At 44.9% G+C, this 24350-nt stretch carries 21 protein-coding genes; 1 reads left to right on the forward strand and 20 read right to left on the reverse strand.

What is annotated here, in order from left to right; translation table 11 throughout:
• Positions 1-41: 41 nt before the first annotated feature.
• The 13 genes from rpoS to rlmD all read right to left on the reverse strand — a co-directional run bounded on the left by rpoS (position 42) and on the right by rlmD (position 14334).
• Positions 42-1022 (reverse strand): RNA polymerase sigma factor RpoS, encoded by a 981-nt coding sequence (gene rpoS, locus AB4180_RS17245; RefSeq protein WP_009847636.1) that lies wholly within the window; start codon positions 1020-1022, stop codon positions 42-44.
• Between the two features lie 98 nt (positions 1023-1120).
• Complete coding sequence (nlpD, locus tag AB4180_RS17250; protein WP_009847637.1) at positions 1121-2035, reverse strand: murein hydrolase activator NlpD; 915 nt, start codon at positions 2033-2035, stop codon at positions 1121-1123.
• Positions 2036-2070: 35 nt separating this feature from the next.
• Positions 2071-2697, reverse strand: coding sequence for a protein-L-isoaspartate(D-aspartate) O-methyltransferase (locus AB4180_RS17255; protein WP_017103823.1), 627 nt, complete (start codon positions 2695-2697; stop codon positions 2071-2073).
• Positions 2698-3441, reverse strand: coding sequence for a 5'/3'-nucleotidase SurE (gene surE / locus AB4180_RS17260; RefSeq protein WP_009847639.1), 744 nt, complete (start codon positions 3439-3441; stop codon positions 2698-2700).
• A gap of 76 nt (positions 3442-3517) precedes the next feature.
• Positions 3518-4564: a tRNA pseudouridine(13) synthase TruD gene (truD, locus tag AB4180_RS17265; protein WP_029223074.1), complete on the reverse strand. Its 1047-nt coding sequence runs from the start codon at positions 4562-4564 to the stop codon at positions 3518-3520.
• Between the two features lie 22 nt (positions 4565-4586).
• Positions 4587-5066 carry a 2-C-methyl-D-erythritol 2,4-cyclodiphosphate synthase gene (ispF, locus tag AB4180_RS17270; protein ID WP_029223073.1) on the reverse strand — a complete coding sequence of 160 codons (480 nt, stop codon included), beginning with the start codon at positions 5064-5066 and terminating at the stop codon, positions 4587-4589.
• Positions 5067-5068: 2 nt separating this feature from the next.
• Entirely contained in the window at positions 5069-5770 is a 702-nt protein-coding gene (ispD, locus tag AB4180_RS17275; protein ID WP_009847642.1) for a 2-C-methyl-D-erythritol 4-phosphate cytidylyltransferase, read from the reverse strand.
• A complete protein-coding gene (gene ftsB, locus AB4180_RS17280) occupies positions 5770-6051 on the reverse strand; it encodes a cell division protein FtsB (RefSeq protein ID WP_012604777.1) in 282 nt (93 codons plus the stop codon). The genes ispD and ftsB overlap by 1 nt, the downstream gene beginning before the upstream one ends.
• 302 nt (positions 6052-6353) lie before the next feature.
• Complete coding sequence (eno, locus tag AB4180_RS17285; RefSeq protein WP_009847644.1) at positions 6354-7652, reverse strand: phosphopyruvate hydratase; 1299 nt, start codon at positions 7650-7652, stop codon at positions 6354-6356.
• Positions 7653-7733: 81 nt separating this feature from the next.
• Positions 7734-9374 (reverse strand): CTP synthase, encoded by a 1641-nt coding sequence (locus AB4180_RS17290; protein ID WP_012604779.1) that lies wholly within the window; start codon positions 9372-9374, stop codon positions 7734-7736.
• A 132-nt stretch (positions 9375-9506) separates the two neighbouring features.
• Positions 9507-10322 (reverse strand): nucleoside triphosphate pyrophosphohydrolase, encoded by an 816-nt coding sequence (gene mazG / locus AB4180_RS17295; RefSeq protein ID WP_029223072.1) that lies wholly within the window; start codon positions 10320-10322, stop codon positions 9507-9509.
• 330 nt (positions 10323-10652) lie between these two features.
• Complete coding sequence (relA, locus tag AB4180_RS17300) at positions 10653-12878, reverse strand: GTP diphosphokinase (protein ID WP_102249686.1); 2226 nt, start codon at positions 12876-12878, stop codon at positions 10653-10655.
• 136 nt (positions 12879-13014) lie between these two features.
• A complete protein-coding gene (rlmD, locus tag AB4180_RS17305; RefSeq protein WP_102249685.1) occupies positions 13015-14334 on the reverse strand; it encodes a 23S rRNA (uracil(1939)-C(5))-methyltransferase RlmD in 1320 nt (439 codons plus the stop codon).
• A 165-nt stretch (positions 14335-14499) separates the two neighbouring features.
• Here rlmD and barA point away from each other — a divergent pair, with 165 nt between their 5' ends.
• On the forward strand, positions 14500-17313 hold the full coding sequence (gene barA / locus AB4180_RS17310; RefSeq protein WP_102249684.1) for a two-component sensor histidine kinase BarA: 2814 nt from the start codon (positions 14500-14502) through the stop codon (positions 17311-17313).
• A gap of 287 nt (positions 17314-17600) precedes the next feature.
• Here the strand turns inward: barA and acpS are convergent, their stop codons facing one another.
• The 7 genes from acpS to lepA all read right to left on the reverse strand — a co-directional run bounded on the left by acpS (position 17601) and on the right by lepA (position 24243).
• On the reverse strand, positions 17601-17981 hold the full coding sequence (gene acpS / locus AB4180_RS17315) for a holo-ACP synthase (RefSeq protein WP_009847650.1): 381 nt from the start codon (positions 17979-17981) through the stop codon (positions 17601-17603).
• 93 nt (positions 17982-18074) lie between these two features.
• On the reverse strand, positions 18075-18812 hold the full coding sequence (pdxJ, locus tag AB4180_RS17320; protein WP_009847651.1) for a pyridoxine 5'-phosphate synthase: 738 nt from the start codon (positions 18810-18812) through the stop codon (positions 18075-18077).
• The gene (gene recO, locus AB4180_RS17325; protein ID WP_012604785.1) at positions 18809-19537 is read right to left on the reverse strand and encodes a DNA repair protein RecO; all 729 of its coding nucleotides are present in this window, start codon (positions 19535-19537) and stop codon (positions 18809-18811) included. The genes pdxJ and recO overlap by 4 nt, the downstream gene beginning before the upstream one ends.
• Positions 19538-19639: 102 nt before the next feature.
• Positions 19640-20611, reverse strand: a complete 972-nt coding sequence (gene era, locus AB4180_RS17330; RefSeq protein ID WP_004735384.1) for a GTPase Era — start codon at positions 20609-20611, stop codon at positions 19640-19642.
• Entirely contained in the window at positions 20604-21281 is a 678-nt protein-coding gene (gene rnc / locus AB4180_RS17335; protein WP_004735383.1) for a ribonuclease III, read from the reverse strand. The genes era and rnc overlap by 8 nt, the downstream gene beginning before the upstream one ends.
• Before the next feature lie 26 nt (positions 21282-21307).
• Positions 21308-22204 (reverse strand): signal peptidase I, encoded by an 897-nt coding sequence (gene lepB, locus AB4180_RS17340; RefSeq protein ID WP_102249683.1) that lies wholly within the window; start codon positions 22202-22204, stop codon positions 21308-21310.
• 245 nt (positions 22205-22449) lie between these two features.
• Positions 22450-24243 carry a translation elongation factor 4 gene (lepA, locus tag AB4180_RS17345; RefSeq protein ID WP_009847653.1) on the reverse strand — a complete coding sequence of 598 codons (1794 nt, stop codon included), beginning with the start codon at positions 24241-24243 and terminating at the stop codon, positions 22450-22452.
• Between the last annotated feature and the right edge of the window lie 107 nt (positions 24244-24350).

Here is a 24350-nt window from a genome sequence, read left to right on the forward strand (position 1 = left end):
TTTTTATTTGTCTTCTATTCAAAGAAACATAATCAGTTCATTTAGTCGTTTTCTACGTTGAACAGATTTTCCATGTTCAAGCCTTGCTTGATTAGAATTTCACGTAAACGACGAAGACCTTCAACTTGGATTTGGCGAACTCGTTCACGAGTCAGGCTAATTTCACGGCCTACTTCTTCTAGTGTTGATGGTTCATAGCCTAGTAATCCAAAGCGACGCGCAAGCACCTCTTTCTGCTTAGGATTCAGCTCATCAAGCCAGAAAATCAACGAGTTCTTAATATCGCTATCTTGAGTTGAAACCTCAGGGTCTGAGTTGTTGATGTCCGGAATTATATCCAGTAGCGCTTTCTCACCATCACCACCGATAGGTGTATCAACAGAGCTCACTCTTTCGTTTAGACGAAGCATCTTGCTCACATCACCAACAGGTTTGTCTAGCTTAGAAGCAATTTCTTCTGCCGTTGGTTCATGGTCAAGTTTTTGTGAAAGTTCTCTTGCGGTACGTAGGTAGATGTTCAGCTCTTTCACAACATGGATTGGCAAACGGATAGTGCGAGTCTGATTCATTAGCGCACGTTCAATGGTTTGACGAATCCACCATGTTGCGTAAGTTGAGAAACGGAAGCCACGCTCTGGGTCAAACTTCTCTACGGCGCGAATCAAACCTAGGTTGCCTTCTTCAATAAGATCGAGAAGTGCAAGACCACGGTTGCTATAACGACGAGAAATTTTCACCACCAAACGCAGGTTACTTTCGATCATGCGTTTGCGTGCTGCTTCATCACCGCGTAGAGCTCGACGTGCATAAAGCACTTCTTCTTCAGCGGTTAATAGTGGTGAGAAACCGATTTCGCCTAAGTAGAGTTGAGTCGCATCTAAGCTTTTAGACGTAACTTCAGTCTCTTCTTTCGCTTCGGTTTTCTTAGTGACTGTTCGTTTTGCTTTTCCAAGAGCTTCCTGTTCCGTGGTTGCTTGGTTAAGATCGAACTCTTCTTTGGTTACTGCATTGCTTATACTCATAATGCCTCCCCCTGGCGAAATTAGCATGACATTACAACTTCATATGTCGCTAAATGACTATGTCACTCCATACAATACGTAATTTTTGCATATTGTATTTAAGGTAAATACCGTTTTGGATTAACTGATTTACCTTGGTAACGAATCTCAAAGTGCAGCCTGACACTGCTGGCTCCAGAGCTTCCCATTGTTGCAATCTTCTGCCCTGGTTTCACACTTTGCCCTTCAGATACTAATAGTCGGTCGTTATGCGCGTATGCACTTAAGTAATTATCATTGTGCTTCACAATCACTAGATTGCCGTAGCCTCGTAATGCATTACCCGAATAAACAACCGTTCCCCCTGCAGTAGATACTATTGGCTGACCTCGCTGTCCTGCTATGTCTATGCCTTTATTTCCTTGTTCGCCTACAGAGAACTTCTTAATTACTCTCCCTTTCGTTGGCCATAACCATTTGGATACTTTGTTACTCGTTGGTTTTGTTGGCGGTGTAACATTCTGTTTACCTTTAGAACCAACATACTCCTTTGATTTGGATTGTACAACCTTCTTTTGTGGATCTTTTTTCGCCACTTTGGTGGTTGTTTGAGCGGGCGCAGATTTAGAGCTTTTACTCTTTTGAGATGTTGTTTTAGGTTTGCTTGAGGCCAACAAAGTTGTGGATGCGGCAACAGGCGCAGCGACGGCTGCAACCGCTACCGTTGATTTACCATACGCTGGAGCGTTGTAGCTAGGACGCCATAACTTAAGGCTCTGTCCGGGATGGATGGTATAAGGTGCAGACAGATTGTTATAGCGAATCAGCTCTTTAACATCTTTATTTGTTACGTAAGCAATAAAATAAAGGGTATCGCCTTTTTTCACTTCATAGTAACTACCACGATAACTACCACGATCAATCGATGAGTAATTCTTGTTTAAGCTTGAAACTGGCGCAGGCGAATTCGCAGCACACCCAACAAGTGCACAGCTAAGCAGTAGAGAACTTCCTTTAAAAACCTTCGAACGCATCGACTTTCTATCCACCTACACCATTAATAATTTTATTAAGCTAACTCACCAGGTACAAGAGGTACAAATCGCACCATCTCGATAACACTCGATAAGAACTCATCACCGTGGCGAACAATCTTCAACAGTTGTTGTTCATCATCTCCGACCGGAATTAATAAGCGGCCTCCATCTTTCAACTGCTGCAAAAGCGCTTGAGGGATCGACTCTGCAGCAGCGGTGACAATAATCGCATCAAAAGGCGCCTTAGAAGACCAACCTTGCCAACCATCACCGTGCTTGGTTGAGATGTTGTAGAAATCGAGTTGCTTCAACCTACGCTTAGCATCCCATTGTAGCGACTTTATTCTTTCAACCGAATACACGCGATCAACCAGCTGAGCCAAAACAGCCGTTTGATAACCAGAACCCGTTCCGATCTCCAAAACGCGGCTGTCTTGTTGTAACTCAAGCAGCTCGGTCATTTTAGCAACAATGTAAGGCTGAGAAATTGTCTGCCCCTGCCCGATAGGCAGCGCATTATTATCATAGGCTTGGTGATGCATAGCCTGTGATAAAAAGCTCTCTCTCGGTAGTAAGTAAATAGCATCAAGAACCTTTTGATCCTGAATACCATTTTCTATCAGAAAAGTAACTAAGCGCTCAGCTTGTGGATTACTCACTTATTTATCCCCTAACCATGTAGTCATCGCACCCAACGACTCATGTGCCGTCAGATCAACTTGTAGTGGTGTTACCGACACAAAACCATGTTCAATGGCGTAAAAATCGGTACCCTCACCAGCATCTTGCTCCTTACCAGGAGGGCCAAGCCAATAGATATCATGACCACGTGGGTCTTTCTGCTTAATCATATCTTCAGCATGGTGACGAGCACCTAGACGTGTCACCTGAGTACCCGATATTTGTTCTAATGCTAAGTCAGGGACGTTCACGTTTAACAGGCGATTGGTCGGGATTGGGTTTGCTAAATGTTGTTCGACAATACGGCGAGCAACCGCTGCCGCTGTCTTAAAATGTTGTTTTCCAACCAGAGAAAATGCCACCGATTGAACACCTAAAAAGTGGCCTTCCATTGCTGCTGCGACTGTACCTGAATAAAGCACGTCATCACCAAGGTTAGCTCCGTGATTAATACCCGTTAAAACCAGATCAGGCATGTCACTCTTTAGGAGTTCGTTCAATGCGAAATGTACACAGTCGGTCGGTGTTCCTTGTACCGAATAGGTATTTCTAGCAATCTCTTGAACACGCAAAGGCTGTTCCAAAGTTAATGAATTTGAAGCACCAGAGCGATTACGGTCAGGTGCCACAATGATAACTTCAGCAAGATCACGTAATTCATTTGCCAGCTCATGAATACCTTGAGCATGCACACCATCATCGTTGCTGAGTAAAATCTTCATCTTGTATCCTTTCTTTTGTACCAATGCCAAGTCACTTAAATTCCAAGATTAAGTGACTTAGACCCAAGCAGAATCATTATTGCTCGTAGGTTCTTTCTACGTGTACTTCTTCAACTAACTCACGAACGATAGCGGTTGCGAAGCAGCCTGCGTCCAGAGAGAATTTAAGAGTGACATTGTCTTCGTTTACTTCCCACACTAAACCCATCGGCTTCAACGAGGCTTCACGGCGATCATGGCGCATACGGTTGCCACAAATAAGCGCCATTAGATCCGGTTCAGCATCAAGGTGTTTCTGCTCTAGAGCTTGAGACGCATCCGTCGTCGGTAACGCATTATCTCCAGCTAAAGCAACGGTAATAAACGCAGAACCATTGGCGATATCTTGGTTTACAGCTTCGATATTAGCGGCTGTCACAGCAAGTTGAGCATCGTTTTTAACTACAATATCGCCGACCAATGCCGAAGCAAACGCATCGTGCTCAATACGGTCAGAAAGAATTAAGTTGTAGATCCAAGAACGAGCTGCAGAGAGGTACAAGCTGCGCTTATTTTGATTACGTGTACGAACGTTTTCACGCCCCCAACGACGAGCTTCAGATAAGTTGTTACCTTCATTGCCAAACCTCTGAGCACCAAAGTAATTTGGCACGCCCACTTGAGCGACTTTTTCCAAACGTTTGACTACATCATCGCAGTCCGTTACTTCAGACAAAGTTAGCTCGAATTGGTTGCCAACTAAATCGCCTGGACGTAACTTTTTGTTGTGGCGTGCTGTCGCCAAGATCTCAATGCTTGGGTATTGTGCAAGAAAAGCAGAAAAGTCAGGTTCACCTTTTGGTAGATGCACGCTCAACCACTGTTCTGTCACAGCATGACGGTCTTTCAAACCAGCCCAACTCACGTCTTTCGACTTAACACCACACGCTTTAGCCAGCTCGTTTGCTACAAAGCTCGTGTTCTCACCCGTTTTACGAATACGCACCATTAGGTGTTCGCCTTCACCAGTGAACTCAAAACCTAAGTCTTCATTAACGACAAAGTGTTCGGCTTTTGCTTTTAGTTTTGCTTTCGCAGTTGGTTTACCGTTTAGATAAGCCAATGAAGATAAAATATCTGACATGCTGTTCTTTTCGTGTTGGTGCTTACGCACTTTTAGTAATTAGGACCACCGCTTCACATGCGATGCCCTCTTTGCGACCTGTAAAACCTAAACGCTCAGTGGTCGTCGCTTTTACATTCACATTGCTAATGCTGGTTTCTAAATCTTGTGCGATAGCGTGGCACATAGAGTCTATATGAGGCGCCATCTTTGGAGCTTGCGCCATGATAGTAATATCGGCATTACCAATCACGTAGCCTTGTTCTTTTACTCGACGATAAACATCTTTTAGAAGTTCACGGCTATCCGCGCCTTTCCACTCATCATCAGTATCGGGGAAATGACGACCAATATCACCGGCAGCAATCGCACCTAATAAAGCGTCACACAACGCATGAAGGGCAACATCACCATCTGAGTGTGCGATAAGACCCTGCTCATAAGGGACTCTAACGCCACCTATAATTACCGGACCTTCACCACCAAACTTATGTACATCAAAGCCATGGCCAATACGAATCATCATTATTCCTTATTCTGACTTAAATAGAACTCAGCAAGTGCTAAATCTTCAGGCTGAGTAATCTTAAAATTATCTGAGCGCCCTGCCACTAAAGCGGGCGATAAACCTTTCCATTCAAAGGCTGAGGCTTCATCGGTAATCGAAACGCCTTGTTGCAACGCCTCGCTTAATGCATTCCACAGAGGCTTTGCTCTGAACATTTGCGGCGTAAGTGCATGCCATAGATCGGCTCGCTCAACGGTATGTTCGATCTGCCCTTGGGCACCTCGCTTCATCGTGTCACGAACTGGCGCCGCTAAAATAGCCCCTACATCATGGCTCATCGCGCCGGAAATTAGCTTGTCGATATCACTGAGTTGAACACAAGGCCTTGCCGCATCGTGAACCATTACCCAATCGCTAAGCTGCTGCTCAGCGATACAGTTTAGCGCAGAGAGTACCGAGTCCGCTCGTTCGCTTCCGCCAGACACTCTGACCACTTTTGGATTTTGGTTGAGTGCTAACTCCGGGTAATAGGGGTCATCATCGCTGATCGCAACGACAATTTGAGAGACTTGTGGATGAGACAGTAATTTCTCAATGGTGTGCTCTAAAATCGTTTTGCCGTTAATCTTAAGATATTGCTTAGGGCGGTCTGCTTTCATTCGGCTACCGACGCCCGCTGCAGGTACAACGGCAATCACACTTTGAAGTTGAGTCGACATTAATGGGATTCCTCACCAATGATGCGGAAAAACGTTTCGCCTTCTTTTACCATTCCAAGCTCATGACGTGCGCGCTCTTCTATCGCGTCTAAGCCTTGGCGTAGATCATCGATTTCCGCAAACATCTCTGCGTTACGAAGATGGAGCTTTTCGTTTACTTGCTGTTGAACTTGGATTTCGTTGTTCACACCGTAGTAATCAGAAATACCATTTTTACCGAGCCACAGTGTGTGTTGTAGCCAGCCAAACACTATGAGCAGTACTAAAGCAAAAATTCGCATAACACCTTTCGCCGGTTGAAAAAGAAGGAACTAGAATAAGGCACATATATACCATAATGAGCTTATTGGTGCGAGATATGTGGTGTTAGGGAATCAATAAGTCGGAGAATTATTGTCGGGATAAGTATGGTAACAATGAGATTCCCGACTCCTTCCTTCATCAGTCTAGGGAATGACGAACTTTAGATGTAACGAGGAGGAGCTTTAGAACCTAGAGCTTCTTCCCGTCATTTTCTACAGACAAAAAAATGCCCCGCATAAGCGAGGCATTTAAAAAGCTTAGATTAATAATTCGCTAGGAATTATTGACCTTTAACTTCTTTAAGACCGTTGTAAGGAGCTTTAGAACCTAGAGCTTCTTCGATACGGATAAGTTGGTTGTACTTAGCAACACGGTCAGAACGGCTCATAGAACCAGTTTTGATTTGACCTGCAGCTGTACCTACCGCTAGATCAGCGATAGTTGCATCTTCAGTTTCGCCAGAACGGTGAGAGATTACTGCAGTGTAGCCAGCGTCTTTAGCCATCTTGATAGCAGCTAGAGTCTCTGTTAGAGAACCGATTTGGTTGAACTTGATAAGGATAGAGTTAGCTACGCCTTTCTCGATACCTTCAGCAAGAATCTTAGTGTTTGTAACGAACAGATCGTCACCAACGATTTGAAGCTTGTCGCCTAGAAGTTCAGTTTGGTGCTTGAAGCCATCCCAATCAGACTCGTCAAGACCATCTTCGATAGAAACGATTGGGAAGTTGTTCGCTAGCTCAGCTAGGTAGTGGTTGAACTCTACAGAAGTGAAAGTTTTACCTTCACCCTTCATGTTGTAGATACCAGCTTCTTTGTCGAAGAACTCAGATGCTGCACAGTCCATAGCAAGAGTAACGTCTTTACCTAGTTCGTAACCAGCAGCTGCAACAGCTTCTGCGATAACTTCTAGAGCTTCAGCGTTAGACTTAAGGTTAGGAGCGAAACCACCTTCATCACCAACTGCAGTGCTGTAGCCTTTAGACTTAAGAACTTTAGCTAGGTTGTGGAATACTTCAGCGCCGATACGTAGACCTTCTTTAAGAGTCTTAGCGCCAACTGGTTGGATCATGAACTCTTGGATGTCAACGTTGTTATCTGCGTGCTCACCACCGTTGATGATGTTCATCATTGGTAGAGGCATAGAGAATTGACCAGCAGTACCGTTTAGCTCAGCAATGTGCTCGTAAAGAGGCATGCCTTTCGCAGCAGCAGCAGCTTTTGCGTTAGCTAGAGATACAGCTAGGATAGCGTTCGCACCGAACTTAGACTTGTTTTCAGTACCGTCTAGGTCAAGCATGATTTGGTCAACGTCAGCTTGTGCTTTAGCGTCAGAACCTACTAGAGCTTCAGCGATTGGGCCGTTTACAGCTTCAATAGCTTTAAGAACACCTTTACCTAGGAAACGTGATTTGTCGCCGTCACGTAGCTCAAGAGCTTCGCGTGAACCAGTAGATGCGCCAGATGGAGCAGCAGCCATACCTACGAAACCGCCTTCTAGGTGTACTTCAGCTTCTACAGTTGGGTTACCACGTGAATCGATGATTTCACGACCTAGAACTTTAACGATCTTAGACATTGAATGTTTCCTTCTCGTTGAATATATAAATGTCAAATTTAAAGGTAGCAGCACAACTTACGCAGCTACCTGTATTCCTTTTTACTTCTCTAATTCGCCGCGCTGGAACTCGCCAGCTGCTTTAACGAAACCTGCAAACAATGGGTGACCATCGCGAGGTGTTGAAGTGAACTCTGGGTGGAATTGAGCAGCAACGAACCATGGATGGTTCGGATTCTCGATAACTTCAACCAGTTTCTTGTCCGCAGATAGACCCGATACTTTTAGGCCCGCTTTTTCAATTTGTGGACGAAGATTGTTGTTCACTTCGTAACGGTGACGATGACGTTCATGGATCGTCGCGCTACCGTATAATTCGTAAGCTTTTGTCCCTTTCGCTAGGTGACAAAGCTGTGAACCAAGACGCATTGTGCCGCCAAGGTCAGATGTTTCTGTACGCTCTTCAACTTTACCTTCGCCGTCAGTCCACTCAGTGATAAGACCAACAACTGGGTACTTAGTTTCAGTACAGAATTCAGAAGAGTGTGCCCCTTCCATTTTCGCAACGTTACGAGCGTACTCGATAAGTGCTACTTGCATACCTAGACAGATACCTAAGTAAGGTACTTTGTTTTCACGAGCGTATTGAGCAGCAAGAATCTTACCTTCAACACCACGATCACCAAAGCCACCAGGAACTAGGATTGCATCTAGGCCTTCTAAAACTTCTACGCCACGAGACTCAACGTCTTGTGAATCTACGTATTTAATATTAACGCTTAGGCGATTTTTCAAGCCCGCGTGTTTTAGCGCTTCATTTACTGATTTGTATGCGTCTGGTAGTTCAATGTACTTACCAACCATACCAATCGTCACTTCACCCGTTGGGTTAGCTTCTTCGTAAATTACTTGTTCCCATTCAGACAGGTCTGCTTCTGGAGCTGTGATGCCGAAACGCTTACATACAAGTTCATCAGTGCCTTGAGCTTTAATAAGCTGAGGGATCTTGTAGATAGAGTCAACATCGCGCATAGAAATAACTGCATTTTCTTGCACATTACAGAACAGAGCAATTTTCTTACGCTCGTTCGAAGGAATGTTGCGGTCTGAACGACAAACTAGAATGTCTGGCTGAATACCAATAGACAGCAGCTCTTTTACAGAGTGTTGCGTTGGCTTAGTTTTCACTTCGCCCGCAGCTGCTAGGTATGGCACTAGAGTAAGGTGCATGAACATTGCGCGTTCACGGCCTAGCTCTACTGCTAGCTGACGAATCGCTTCCATGAATGGTAGAGATTCGATATCACCAACCGTACCACCAACTTCAACTAGCGCGATATCGTGGCCAGCTGCGCCAGAAATTACACGTTCTTTGATAGAGTTAGTGATGTGCGGGATAACCTGAATAGTTGCACCTAGGTAATCACCGCGACGCTCTTTAGCGAGTACGTCTGAGTAAACACGACCTGCAGTGAAGTTGTTACGCTTAGTCATCTTGGTGCGAATGAATCGCTCGTAGTGACCAAGGTCAAGGTCAGTTTCAGCGCCATCTTCCGTAACGAACACTTCACCGTGTTGAGTCGGGCTCATTGTGCCTGGATCAACGTTGATGTAAGGGTCAAGCTTCATCATAGTCACTTTAAGACCACGAGCTTCTAAAATAGCCGCAAGAGATGCTGCTGCAATACCTTTACCTAGAGAGGATACAACCCCGCCAGTAACAAAAATGTAATTTGTCGTCATGTTTAACCTGAAATTGGTTGAATGAGGGAAATGGATTACTTCTGGACGGGATGAAAATATACCAGAAGCCCCTTATCGCCACAACGTGAAATCTATCACACTGCTATTTTTTATTTTTTGCTTCAAATCAATTCATGATAAAAGCTTTGATGATCTTTTCTCCGCCACTTTGACTTCATCCCATATGGAATCAAGCTGTTGTAGAGAAAAGTCGGTCAAAATTTTATCTTGCTGACGAACTTTTTGTTCCACACCTTTAAAGCGGCGTGAAAATTTCAGATTGGCTTTATTGAGAGCCGTTTCTGGATTTTTACCCAAATGTCGCACTAAATTGACGGTAGCAAACAACAAATCACCCAGTTCTTCTTCAACTAAATCTTCGTTTGGCGTTACTTGAAGCGCTTCTTCTAGCACCTCATCAACTTCCTCTAAAACCTTATCAGCGACCGGGCCGATAGAGTCCCAATCAAAGCCAAATTTCGCGACTTGCTTTTGAATCTTTGTAGCACGCGAAAGTGCAGGTAGAGAGTTTGGTATTGAGTCTAGAATACTTTCTTGAGTTTTGCCTGCCTGTGCTTTCTCTTTGGCTTTTTCAGCTTCCCAGTTGGCATTAATTTCTTCATCACTGGCAAACTCTGTATCAGAAAATACGTGTGGATGACGGCGCGTCAGCTTCTCATTGATACCGTCGACCACATCAGAGAACTCAAACAAGCCCTGCTCTTTCGCCAATTGGCTATAGAAGATCACCTGAAACAACAGGTCACCCAACTCTTCTTGTAAGTTTGGCCAATCTTTATTGTGAATCGCGTCCACCACCTCATAGGTCTCTTCGATCGTATGCGGCACAATGGTTTCAAAATTTTGTTTTAAATCCCAAGGACAGCCACCCTCAGGATCGCGCAGCTTAGTCATGATCTGTTCAAGTTGTTCAATCGGGTGATTCATCGTTTTCTTCCTATTCACTGTCTTTGATTTTTAAATTTAAAACTTCACTAAAACTAAAAAAGGTGAGCAGCCAAAACCACTCACCTTTCTATTTTTTCGGTCATCCTCAAGAGCGAAGAATGAGCGAGTTGGGGATCTCAAATCGCTTGGCGAGATTCCCTATCACGTTCGTCCCTCACTGTAGGGAATGACGACTATCTTTGTTTTACTAAGTAATTGGCTCTTCTAACAAGGCAACAAACTTACGAGACTTCTGAGCATAGCTTGCCTATGTGATGAAGCGAGTATAGTGCAGTTAACACAGTTAGAAGGCCAAGTACGACGTAAAAACTAGCCTAGGCGTTTTACGCTCATAACATCTTTGATCTGTTCTACTCGGCTTGTCACTCGACTCAGAATTTCAATATTGGTCACTTCCAAATCGAAATCCATCACCGACAGCTGACGTTTATAGTCAATACGGCTCTTCATTGTCGTCACACTGACTTTTTCGTTCAAGAACAGGGATGTGATGTCTTTCAACAAGCCGGTACGTTCTAGCGCCTCTACACGCAGTGTTAAGATATACGAGCCTACAAAACCATCTCCCCACACCGTATCGATGATACGTTCAGGGGCATGTAGGTTAAGTTCACTTAACTGCTCACAATCGCTGCGGTGTACTGAGATACCACGCCCTTGAGTAATGTAACCTTTGATCACATCCCCCGGGATAGGCTGACAACAACGAGCCAAGTGGGTCATTAGGTTATCAACACCTTCAACAACGACAGCATCCTTTTTCGGACGGCTCTGATGCGCTGGCTTATTGTCAGACTCAAGCAACTTCTCGAGTGCTTTCTTATCTTCTTCTTCAGCCGTCGGCTTATTGACCAGAGCATTGATGTGATTAACCACTTGGTTAATACGCAAATCACCGCTACCAATACCTGCATACAATTCATCAGGTGTATTGACGTTGAATCGTTTCAGCGCATATTGCTCAGCATCTTTCAGTGTTGCGCCGACTCTGCCTAGCTCGACTTCTAGGATGTCTCGTCCAGCTTCGAGATTTTTCTCACGACTCTGAGCGCGGAACCAAGCGTTAATTTTTGCTCGAGCTCGACTTGAATGAACAAAACCTGTGGCCGGATTTAACCAATCACGTGATGGATTCGGTTCTTTTTGAGTAATGATCTCAACTTGATCGCCCATCGCCAACTTATGAGTAAACGGAACGATTCGACCTGCGACTTTGGCACCGATACAACGGTGTCCAACCATCGAGTGAATGTGGTAAGCAAAATCCAACGGCGTTGCACCCATTGGTAAATCGACCACATCACCGCGTGGTGTAAAGGCATAGACTCGGTCATCAAAGACTTGGCTACGTACTTCATCCAGCATTTCGCCAGAATCCGACATCTCTTCTTGCCAGTCGATAAGCTTACGCAACCACGTGATTTTCTCATCGTAGCCACTGCGTACACCGCTAGAAGCACCTTCTTTGTACTTCCAGTGCGCAGCCACACCTAACTCAGAGTCTTCGTGCATTTGCTTGGTACGGATCTGAATTTCGATGGTCTTGCCTTCAGGGCCAAGAACTACGGTATGAATTGATTGGTAACCATTGGGCTTAGGATTCGCCACATAGTCATCAAATTCACTTGGAAGATGTTTATATTTGGTGTGAACCACACCTAGACCGGCATAACAGTCTTGCAGTTGGTCGGCAATAATACGTACCGCACGCACGTCAAAAAGCTCATCAAACTCTAAGCCCTTTTTCTGCATTTTACGCCAGATGCTGTAGATGTGTTTGGGACGACCGCTGACTTCAGCATTGATGCTTGAACGGTTCATTTCTGATGTTAGGTCATCAACAAAGTCAGTGATGTATTGTTCGCGCACGATACGACGCTCTGACAGCTGTTTGGCAATCTGCTTGTAGGTATCTGGTTGTTGATAGCGGAAAGCGTAATCTTCAATTTCCCACTTTAGCTGACCAATGCCTAAACGGTTTGCAAGAGGCGCATAGATGTTAGCACACTCTTTCGCTGCCGCACGGCGAACAGCATCAGGGGCCTTTTTTACCTCGATGAGGTTGCAAATTCGTTCTGCTAGCTTGATGACGACGCAGCGGAAATCATCGACCATGGCCAGTAACATTCGACGAACGTTATCTACTTGTCCCGAGGCAGCACTGCCTTCAAGGGTAACGTTGAGCTGGCCCAAAGCTGCCATTTCTTCAACGCCATCAATTAACTTTACGGTTTCTTTACCGTAGCTTTCTTCAAACGCTTCACGTCCAAAAACGCCGCTTGAAACAACGGGGAAAAGTTGCGCTGCAATTAAAGTGGCACGGTCCATCGACAACGTAACCAAGATTTCGATCATCTCACGTCCACGCCAAAGCAGGAGCGACGCTTGCTCGTGATCTTTTAATAGCTCTTCACAGTGACGATAAACTTTGGTCAGTTTATTCGAGGTTTTTACGTCTTGATTCAGTGACGCAATCCAACTTTCTAGCTCAAACTGTTCGCTTGGGTTTAAATGTGCGCTTCGTACCGCAACCATCATGCCTTCCTAGTTATTATGTTTTATACCCAATTCAATATGACTAACTGATTCCAAGTTAGTTCGACTCATATTGATATCAGCGCAGGCTTCCCTGCGCCTTTGTGATTCATTTTTAAGCCTTATTTAAGGGCTTCTAAGCCTTGATAAAGAGAGCCATCGATTCTAGATGACTGGTATGGGGAAACATATCCAACATACCAAGTTTGGCTAATTGATAGCCTTGTTTTTCTAAACTCTCAGAATCTCTCGCTAGAGTAGCAGGATTACACGAAACATAAACCACACGCTTCGCTCCTAACGCTGAAATTTGATCAACGATCCCACTCGCTCCAGCACGTGCCGGGTCAAGCAATACTTTATCGAATTTCTCTTTTGCCCAAGGCTGTGAAGATAAGTCTTCTTCAAGGTTAGCTTGGTAAAATTCCGTATTGCTTAACTGGTTTAACGCTGCATTAGATGTGGCTTGCTGAACCATTTCATCAACGCCTTCTACACCAACCACAAACGCCGATTGTTGCGCGATAGGCAGACTGAAGTTGCCTAAACCACAAAACAGGTCAAGCACACGCTCATCCGCTTGAGGCTCTAACCACTCAATCGCTTGAGCAACCATCTGTTGGTTCACTTTCTGGTTAACTTGTATAAAGTGGTTTGGCTCAAAAGGTAAGGTTACACCGGTTTCACTATAGCTTGGCGAATCACCCACCAAACGAACCAACTTATCGGTTTCTGGCATCGAGTACAGCGTTGCACCTTCTTCTTTCGCGAGCGTCATCAACGCTTGCTCATCTTTTTCAACCAAAGGTTTAAGGTGACGCAGCACCATAACAAGGCCAGTATCACCCAACACCAATTCAACATGTCCTAAAGACGTAAGGCTACTGAAAGTGTTCAGTAAACTTTTCAGTTTTGGCAGCAATACATTAAGGCGAGGGTCAAGCACCGCGCAGTCGGTGATGTTTTCAACCTGTTTACTTTGTTTCTTACGGAAACCAAACTGAAGCTGCTGTGTCTTCTTATCAACAAATAGACTGATACGCGCGCGACGACGATAACCGGTTTCATCACCGACAATCGGCTGGGCGACTTCGGTGTTAGCCGTTTGGTATTTGCTCATCAGGTGCGTCAAAGATTGTGATTTATGCTCAACCTGAGATGAGTAACCGAGATGTTGAAGATGACAGCCACCACACTGATTAAAGTGCTTACAGAATGGCTTTAAACGCAGCTCACTCGGTTGAAGTAATTTGATGAGTTTTGCTCGCGAAAACTTACTTTTGCTCTCAGTAAGTTGAATAACCACCTTCTCACCGGGCAATGCGCCATCAATGAAAACGGGTTTGTTCTTCTGATAAGCGATGCCAGCGCCATTGTGATCCATTCGTTCAACCAAAACCGATTGATGCTTGGTCTCGAGTTGAGTTTTCTTTTTTGGTTGGAAAAAACGTGCCATTGCTTGTGCCTAATGTATCTTTTAATAAGTAATTGGTATCCAGGACTCACTATTCTGTCTTGGAATCATTGTCGAACGTCACGGCTTTGATTAAGCTTACCGTTCACTTAACCGCCATTGTGTGCGTTATTTTCCCATATCCAGACCTCGATGTAATTAAAGAACATGACCAGATATGGCTTAAGAGCCCGTGTAATTACCTTAACTCTAGCTCCAACCCTAATTATTGGGCTGCTATTGAGTGCATTTTTCTCATTTAACCGCTATCAAGACCTTGAGGGTCAAGTGGTTAACACTGGTACTAGCATCATTGAACCACTAGCGATTGCGAGTGAGTCTGGCATGAAGCTCGAAAGTCGAGAGTCTGTTCGTCAGCTGATTAGCTATGCTCATCGAAAAAATTCTAAGCTGGTGCGCAGTATTGCGGTGTTTGATGAACGTCATGAGTTGTTTGTAACGTCAAACTTCCATCCTGATTTTGAAAGCCTGACCTATCCGAAAGATAAACCGATTCCGCATTTAAGCTCATCGAACCTGCTCGATAACACGCTGATTCTTAGGACACCCATCATCGCTGAGGGACAATACATCAACTCAGCTAATGGCCAGTCTCAAGCGAACCAAGCGATCGGTTATATTGCGATAGAGTTAGACTTGTCGTCACTTCGATTGCAGCAATATCAAGAAGTGTTCTCTGCCTTCTTGGTGCTGATCCTTGGTCTTGGACTTTCTGGGGTATTTGCCTTCCGCTTGATGCACGATGTAACCCAACCGATCACACACATGAAAAACATGGTCGATCGAATTCGTCGTGGCCACTTAGATGTGCGTATCGAAGGCAAAATGCATGGTGAGCTTGATTCACTGAAAAACGGTATCAACGCGATGGCGGTCTCGCTATCAGAATATCACGTCGAGATGCAGCACAGCATCGACCAAGCAACATCTGATCTGCGTGAAACCCTAGAGCAATTAGAGATTCAAAACGTTGAGTTAGACATTGCGAAAAAACGAGCTCAAGAAGCCGCTCGTGTTAAATCCGAGTTCTTGGCGAATATGTCTCATGAGCTTAGAACACCACTCAATGGTGTGATTGGCTTTACTCGTCAGATGCTCAAGACACACCTATCGAACAGCCAAACCGATTACCTGCAGACCATTGAACGCTCGGCCAACAACCTACTCAGCATCATCAACGATATCTTGGACTTCTCGAAACTTGAAGCCGGCAAACTCGCTCTAGAAAACATTCCATTTGAATTCCAAGCGAGCCTAGAAGAGGTGGTTAACCTTCAAGCCACTAATGCTCATGAAAAAGGTCTTGAGCTTACACTTAAGATCGACCCGAAAGTACCACCAGGCGTTGTTGGTGATCCACTGCGTATCCAACAGATCCTGACTAACCTCGTGGGTAACTCGATCAAGTTTACCGAGCGTGGCAACATTGACATCAGCGTTGAACTTCGTTCACAAAGCGAAGACAACATTGAGCTGCAGTTTATGGTTCGAGATACGGGCATTGGTATCTCAGAGCGCCAACAAGCACAACTTTTCCAAGCCTTCAGCCAAGCTGATGCGAGCATCTCTCGTCGTTATGGTGGTACAGGCTTAGGTCTGGTAATCACCCAAAAACTGGTCAGCCAAATGGGCGGAGAGATCAGCCTAACCAGTCGTCTTCACCAAGGTTCAACCTTCTGGTTTACTTTGAGACTATCAACGACTGATATGCCGATGACTGAACTGATTGAGACTCAGTGCCTGCAAGACAAGCAGCTGCTGCTTATCGAGCCAAACATGCAAGCGGCGTCGATTACTCAGCAAATCTTAACCCAAGAAGGCTTGGTGGTAACGTATCGTTCGGTGATGCCTGACGAGTCGACCTCGTATGACTACGTTCTACTCAACCTAGCCGCGAACCAAGAGTATCAATTTGATACCGTGAGTGGTTGGGCGATTGGCGCGAAGAAAATCGCTCAGAACGTCATTATTGGTACGCCAAGTACCGAGCTTGCATTAGGTGAGCAACTGATGAAAGAGGTTGATGTCCAATGCATCACCAAGCCTCTCTCTCGCAAGAAGTTGCTGCAAACTTTGGTATCGAATCAAGCTCCAACCTTAATTGCACCCGCTATTGAAACACATTCAGAAGAGAAACTACCGCTTACGGTATTGGCGGTCGACGACAACCCTGCCAACCTTAAACTGATTACTGCGCTGCTAAAAGAGCGCGTAGAGACAGTGATCAGTTGTACTAGTGGTCAGAAAGCTCTCGACAAAGCGACAGAGACTCCATTTGATGTCATTTTCATGGATATTCAAATGCCGCAGATGGACGGCGTGACCGCTTGCCAAAAAATTAAGGCGTTGGCGAACAATGCAAACACGCCTGTGATTGCTGTTACTGCGCATGCAATGATGGGAGAGCGTGACCGACTACTTGAAGCAGGTATGGATGACTACCTAACCAAGCCTATCGAAGAGCATGTGTTACAACAGGTTCTTATTCATTGGAGCCCTACCTCTGAGATTGAGCACATTGATAAAATAGACCCAGATCACCCGGCGGTCTCTGCTGAAATCGACCACAACTCTGTTTCAGAAGTTGAAGCCAGCGAGCACAAAAACATCATCATTGATTGGCAAGCTGCTTTGAAACAAGCCGCCAATAAAGAAGACCTCGCACGCGATATGCTGCAAATGCTCGTAGATTTTATTCCTGAAGTTTATGAAGCCGCGGAAAAAGCGATCGAAGACAGTGACTACCCCGTTGAAGCGCTGACACACATCATCCACAAGATGCATGGCAGCAGCTCATACAGTGGGGTACCAAGGCTTAAGTCGGTATGTGCAACGATAGAGAAAGAACTTCGTTCAGGCACTTCTGTTGAAGACATTGAACCGGAGCTTTTTGAACTTCAGGATGAATTAGATAAGGTTCAAGCAACCGCGATTCATTATTTGAAACCAGCCAAGACCTAGCGAATATTTCTTACTCACAAATATTCATTAAACGATTTACCAGCCAATAAAAAGCAGAGCTCATGAGCTCTGCTTTTTTCTGTCTAGAACCTAGAGCACCAGATATAATACCAATCACAGTAAGTAAGTGATCAAAAATAGCGTAGGAAAAAAGCTTGAGAACAAGGCAGGATTTTTCGATAAGTAGTTATTCTACAATCAAAAATTCTAACGAAGTTATCGAGTTTTTTAACAAGCTAGGGTGAACAGTTATTTACTACGATTGGTATAAAGTAGCGGTAATCTATTTACGACTCGAGTAGTACCGTAGCCACCGCATAATGGCGCTCATCAGAGATAGTCAGGTGAATCGACTTTGTACCACTCGCATCTGCGATTTCACGCGCTTTTTTATGCAGGCTTAGAACTGGCTTGCCATGCTCATCGTTTGAAATCTCGAAATCGTGGAAGGTCACACCAAGAGCGATGCCTGTGCCTAATGCCTTAGACGCCGCCTCTTTTGCAGCAAAACGCTTTGCAAGGTAACGCCCTTTTTGCTTAAGTTGCTGGAATACTTCAAATTCAGAATCGGTCAAAATACGCTGAGCGAAAGCCTCACCACTTCGTGATAATGCCTTTTCAACACGTTCAATTTCTGCGATATCTGTACCTAATCCAACAACAGCCATGTTTACCCTACTACCAACTTCTATCTATTAACTTTTCGATTCTACTGATTAACCGCTTAACGCTTACAACTAAACGAATGCCGAGTTAAAGAACTAAGCGTTGTTGCGCGCTGTTTCCATCACGGCTTTCATGTCTGCAACGGCTTTATTCAAACCATCAAAGACTGCGCGGCCCATGATCGAGTGACCAATGTTCAACTCGTAAATCTCAGGAAGTGCCGCAATTGGCGCTACGTTATGGTAAGTCAGACCGTGACCCGCATTCACTGTAATACCAAGGTCGTCTGCGTAGCTTGCACCTGCAGCAATCTTTTTAAGCTCGTCTTGTTGGTCTTCTTCAGTTTTAGCATCAGCATAGTGGCCAGTGTGCAGTTCAATGAACGGTGCGCCACACGCTTTCGCAGCATCGATTTGCTCACGATCGGCATCGATAAACAGAGATACTTTGATACCAGCAGCGGACAATTTTTCGGTCGCCGCTTTGATCTTTTCAAGTTGACCAACTACATCCAAGCCACCTTCAGTCGTTAGCTCTTCGCGTTTTTCTGGAACTAAGCAAACGAACTCAGGATTAGTATCGAGTGCAATTTGAACCATCTCGTCCGTTACGGCCATCTCTAAGTTCATGCGAGTCTGGATTGTCTCAGCAAGAATACGTACATCGCGATCAACAATATGACGGCGATCTTCACGCAAGTGAATCGTAATGCCGTCAGCACCCGCACGTTCAGCAATTTCAGCTGCGTGTACTGGGTCTGGATATTTAGTACCACGTGCATTACGTAGAGTTGCAATATGGTCGATATTAACGCCTAAAAGGATTGAGCTCATTTTCCAATACTCCGTGCTCTAGAGAGGGCTATTGTTGGCATAAATAGCTCTCTACTTTTTAATGGTTTGCCGCCAAGATACGGCTTTAAGGCTATGCGTGTAAAGCGTTTTGCCGCTTTTAACTGCTCTTTAGTGATAAACCTACGCTCACTGATTGCGATAAGTTCATCGCCCATAAAAGTCAGGTTATCTCGACGCACCGAAGCGATGAAGCCTTTCTGCTCTCGATAGCGATAAGTCATGCTCGGATCAATCGCTTCGCCAGTGCCCGCGCAGTGTAAAAAGTCGACGCCATACCCCATAGCGGAAAGTAGAGCCAATTCAAAACGACGCAGTGCTGGCTCAGGGTTCTCATTATGAGCGAGTTCTGTTAAGGCATGAAGATAGTCATGAAAAAATGCGGGCATGGCCACTTCGGCCATCAACACTCGCCCAACTAATTCATTAACGTACATTGCTGAATACAGATTAATGCCGGCAAGAGGAAGCCCCAAGCTGATCGGTTCAGCTTGGCGCAACGTTTTCATTGAACCATTGCCAGACCACTTAAGCAGTAGCGGCGTAAAAGGTTGCAATGCACCTTTCAAATTAGAACGCTTACTCCGCGCACCTTTAGACATCAACGTCACCCGACCGTACTCTTCGCTGAAGACGTCCAGAATCAGGCTCGACTCACTGTATGGTCGACGGTGCAACACAAAGCATCGCTGTAACCCTTCGCTCAATCACTTACCCTTCTTACAGATACAAAAAGAGAGAGTTCGCACTCTCTCTTGTATTTATATTCAATTCAACTTTCTTAATATCAGAAAGTGACGTTCAATATATTATAGATCGTCGATGTAGCCTAACGAGCGAAGTGCACGCTCATCGTCAGCCCAACCAGACTTAACTTTAACCCAAGTCTCTAGGTAAACCTTACGACCGAACAGTTCTTCCATGTCGATACGAGCTTCACGACCAATCGTTTTGATCTTCTCGCCCGCTTTACCAATCACCATCTTCTTCTGACCAGTACGTTCAACAAGAATCAAAGCATTGATGTGGAAACCATCGTTATCTGGGTTGTAATCAAAACGCTCGATTTCAACCGTTACTGAGTAAGGTAGCTCTTCGCCTGTGAATCGCATCAGTTTTTCACGGATGATTTCAGAGGCCATAAAGCGCTGTGAGCGATCCGTTACGTACTCTTCTGGGAAGTGGTGCGTCGCTTTTGGTAAAGAATTACGAACGTGCTTACGCAGTACATCGATATTCTTACCTTGCTTCGCCGAGATTGGCACAACATCAAGGAAGTCCATCTTCTTAGACACTTCCATCATGTGTTGCATCACGTCTGTACGGTCTTGAACGTTGTCTACTTTGTTAATACAAAGGACAACTGGGAAATCTGTTTTTCTCAGCTTATTCAGTACCATCTCATCGTCGTCAGTCCAGTGAGTACCGTCAACAAGGAAGAATACTAGATTCACATCGCTCAGTGAGCTGTTCGCCGCACGGTTCATCAAACGGTTAATTGCACGCTTTTCTTCAATATGAAGTCCAGGAGTATCAACGTAGATCGCTTGGTAATCGCCTTCAGTTTCTACGCCCATAATACGGTGGCGTGTCGTCTGAGGTTTACGTGATGTGATCGAGATTTTCTGACCCAAAATATGGTTCAGAAGCGTCGATTTACCTACGTTTGGTCGACCCACGATAGCGATGAAGCCACAGTGTTGGTTTTCCGGTAGGCCCGTTTTTTTGCTATCAGATGAAAAGAATGCATCGATATCGAAATCTTGATTGTTATCAGACATTGCTTAGTTGCTCTAATGCTGTTTCAGCAGCCGCTTGTTCTGCCTTGCGGCGGCTAGTGCCTTTACCGATAACAGGTTTATCCACACCTGCCACTTCACACTCAACCGTAAACTCTTGGTTGTGTGCTTCACCTTTAATATTAGTCACTGTGTAGACAGGTAGGGGATTTCTTCGGCCTTGTAAAAACTCTTGTAAGCGAGTTTTTGGATCTTTTTGAGATACACCAGGCTGAATAGACTCTAGGCGAGATTGGTACCAGCTTAAAATAATACGGCGAACAACCTCGGTATCACTATCTAAATAGACAGCACCGATGATCGCTTCAACCGCATCCGCTAGAATAGAATCACGACGGAAACCGCCACTCTTCAACTCACCTGGACCTAATTTTAAGTAATCTCCTAGTTCGAATTCACGACCTAGTTCTGCCAATGTATGACCACGTACTAATGTTGCGCGCATGCGGCTCATATCACCTTCGTTTACCTTAGGGAAACGGTGGTAAAGATCATCAGCGATAACAAAACTTAAAATTGAATCGCCCAGAAACTCAAGACGTTCGTTATGTTTACCTGCGGCACTGCGGTGAGTCAGCGCCAAATGGATAAGATCGGCATCATTAAACTGATAGCCAATCTTTCTCTCTAGTTTATCAATTGGAGAATTCATGCTCTCTCGATGTGTTATGTGATCGATTAATGAATCCCACCGATGCGATTAAAACGCACACCAGTAGGAATCCATGTTGGAAGTACACTGTCTGAACCACGTTCGAATTCGAAGCTGATCCAAATAGCAACGGCCTTACCAACAAGGTTTGCTTCAGGGACAAAGCCCCAGTAACGGCTGTCAGCACTGTTGTCACGGTTATCACCCATAACAAAGTATTGGCCTTCTGGAACGATCCACTCGTTAACACCATTGCGAGGTTGATATGCTTGCACACGATCACGGCGTAATGGGTTAACTAAGATTTGGTGCTCCACGTCACCCAGTTGTTCATTCAACTGAATTAGAGGCACACCATCTTGAATAAATTGGCTTTCTTCAACGTTACTCAACTTCACTGGTTTACAGTTACTGCCACCCTTCGCTTGAATGCAGATTTCTTTATTGCTGCTGTAGCGAATGGTATCACCCGGCATACCAATAACACGCTTGATGTAGTCGATATTCGGCTGAGGTGGGTATTTGAATACGATTGAATCACCACGTTCTGGTTTGCCTGTTTCTACCAATTGAGTGCGCCATACAGGATCTTTTAGACCATAAGCGTATTTTTCTACCAAGATGAAATCACCAACCAATAGTGTTGGCATCATCGATCCAGATGGAATTTGAAACGGTTCATAAATAAATGAACGCAAAACCAAAACAAATGCAATTACAGGGAAAATGGACACACTGTTCTCAACCCACCAAGGCTGAGCCGTAACTTTTGCGCTGGTTGCAGCGTCTAGGCCATTCGACTGTGCTTCAACGTCAGCCAGTTTTTGTTGGCGCTTCTTCGCCCACACAAACTTTTCCAACGCCCATACAATGCCGGTCACTAGAGTTACGATCACTAAGATAAGCGAAAATGTATTAGCCATTGATATCCCTTAAATTTCATTTCTTTAAAAATAACGAAAGTGAAAGAGTATAACCCTTTCACTCTGCTTAATATTTCTAATCCGTATCAATCATGCTGACTAAATGCTGGGGAGATTACGCAGGAAAAATCGTTTAGTTCGAGGCGCAAAGTGCAGTGACTAGTGGGCCTAATTGCAATCTTTGCAACAAAGAAATAAACGATTTTAACCAGTAATGTTCAGCAGATAGTTAGTGCGATTGATACCTAGTCTTTGCCAACATGAAGGATTGCTAAGAATGCCTCTTGAGGCAGTTCAACGTTACCGATCTGCTTCATACGCTTCTTACCTTCTTTTTGTTTCTTAAGAAGTTTCTTCTTACGACTGATATCACCACCGTAACATTTTGCGATTACGTTCTTACGCAGTTGTTTCACTGTAGAACGAGCAATAATGTGGTTACCAATCGCGGCTTGAATCGCGATATCAAACATCTGGCGAGGGATGAATTCTTTCATCTTCTCAACCAGTAGACGACCACGAGACTGGGCAATATCTTTGTGTGTAATGATCGCCAGTGCATCAACCGTTTCACCATTCAACAATACATCTACACGTACCATGTTTGATGCTTCGTAACGTTGGAAGTTGTAATCCAATGATGCGTACCCGCGAGACGTTGACTTCAGACGGTCGAAGAAGTCTAGAACCACCTCAGCCATTGGAAGATCGTACGTCACAGCAACTTGGTTACCGTGATAAACCATGTCGACTTGCACGCCACGCTTCTCAACACACAGTGTGATCACGTTGCCTAGGTAATCCGAAGGTACCAGAATATTACAGCGAGCAATCGGTTCACGAATTTCTTCTAAGTCATTAATAGCAGGCAGTTTAGCCGGGCTATCAACATAGAGAATTGTGCCATCCGTTTTTACAACTTCGTACACTACGGTTGGTGCCGTTGTGATTAGGTCTAGGTCGTATTCACGCTCTAAACGCTCTTGGATGATCTCCATGTGAAGCATTCCTAAGAAGCCACAACGGAAACCAAAGCCAAGTGCTGCTGAACTTTCTGGTTCGTAAAATAGTGATGCATCGTTCAGGCTTAGTTTGCCTAGTGCGTCACGGAAGTTTTCGTAGTCATCAGACGATACTGGGAATAGACCTGCGTATACCTGAGGCTTCACTTTTTGGAAACCAGGTAGACGTTCTGTGCTGCCGCCTTTTGCAAGCGTCAACGTATCACCAACAGGTGCGCCAAGGATGTCTTTAATACCACAAACAACCCAGCCAACTTCGCCAGTATTTAGCTCAGTTGTGTCGATTTGCTTAGGTGTGAAGATACCTAGACGGTCAACACCCCAAACTTGGTCTGTCGACATTACTTTAATCTTGTCGTTCTTCTTCAGCTTACCGTTCTTGATACGAACCAAAGAAACAACGCCTAAGTAGTTATCGAACCAAGAGTCAATGATCAGAGCTTGTAGTGGCGCTTCTGGATCACCTTCCGGTGGCGGGATAGCCGTTACGATGTTTTCAAGAACGTCATCAACACCGATACCGGTTTTTGCAGAACAACGCGTCGCTTCCATCGCATCGATACCAACGATCTCTTCGATTTCTTCAGCAACTCGTTCAGGTTCAGCTGCAGGTAAGTCAATCTTGTTCAAGATTGGCACTACTTCCAGTTCCATTTCGATCGCGGTGTAACAGTTTGCTAGAGTTTGAGCTTCAACACCTTGGCCGGCATCCACTACAAGAAGCGCGCCTTCACAAGCGGCTAGAGAGCGAGATACTTCGTAAGAGAAGTCTACGTGTCCAGGGGTATCGATAAAGTTAAGTTGGTAAGTTTCACCATCTTTAGCTTTGTAATCTAAAGTCACACTCTGCGCTTTAATTGTAATACCACGCTCGCGTTCTATATCCATAGAATCGAGGACTTGAGCTGCCATCTCACGTTCACTTAACCCTCCACAAACTTGGATTAAGCGGTCAGAAAGGGTCGACTTACCGTGGTCGATGTGGGCGATAATCGAAAAATTACGAATGTGCTTCATAGGCTTGGTGTGACTAAACTCTTTGAATAGGGATAATAAGAAAGCCGCAACGCGTCCAATCTACAGTCAGCATTGGTGGCGGCATTTCAATCAAGTTGGCAGATTCT

Source organism: Vibrio sp. 10N.286.49.C3, from assembly GCF_041469545.1.
Classification (GTDB): Bacteria; Pseudomonadota; Gammaproteobacteria; order Enterobacterales; family Vibrionaceae; genus Vibrio; species Vibrio tasmaniensis_A.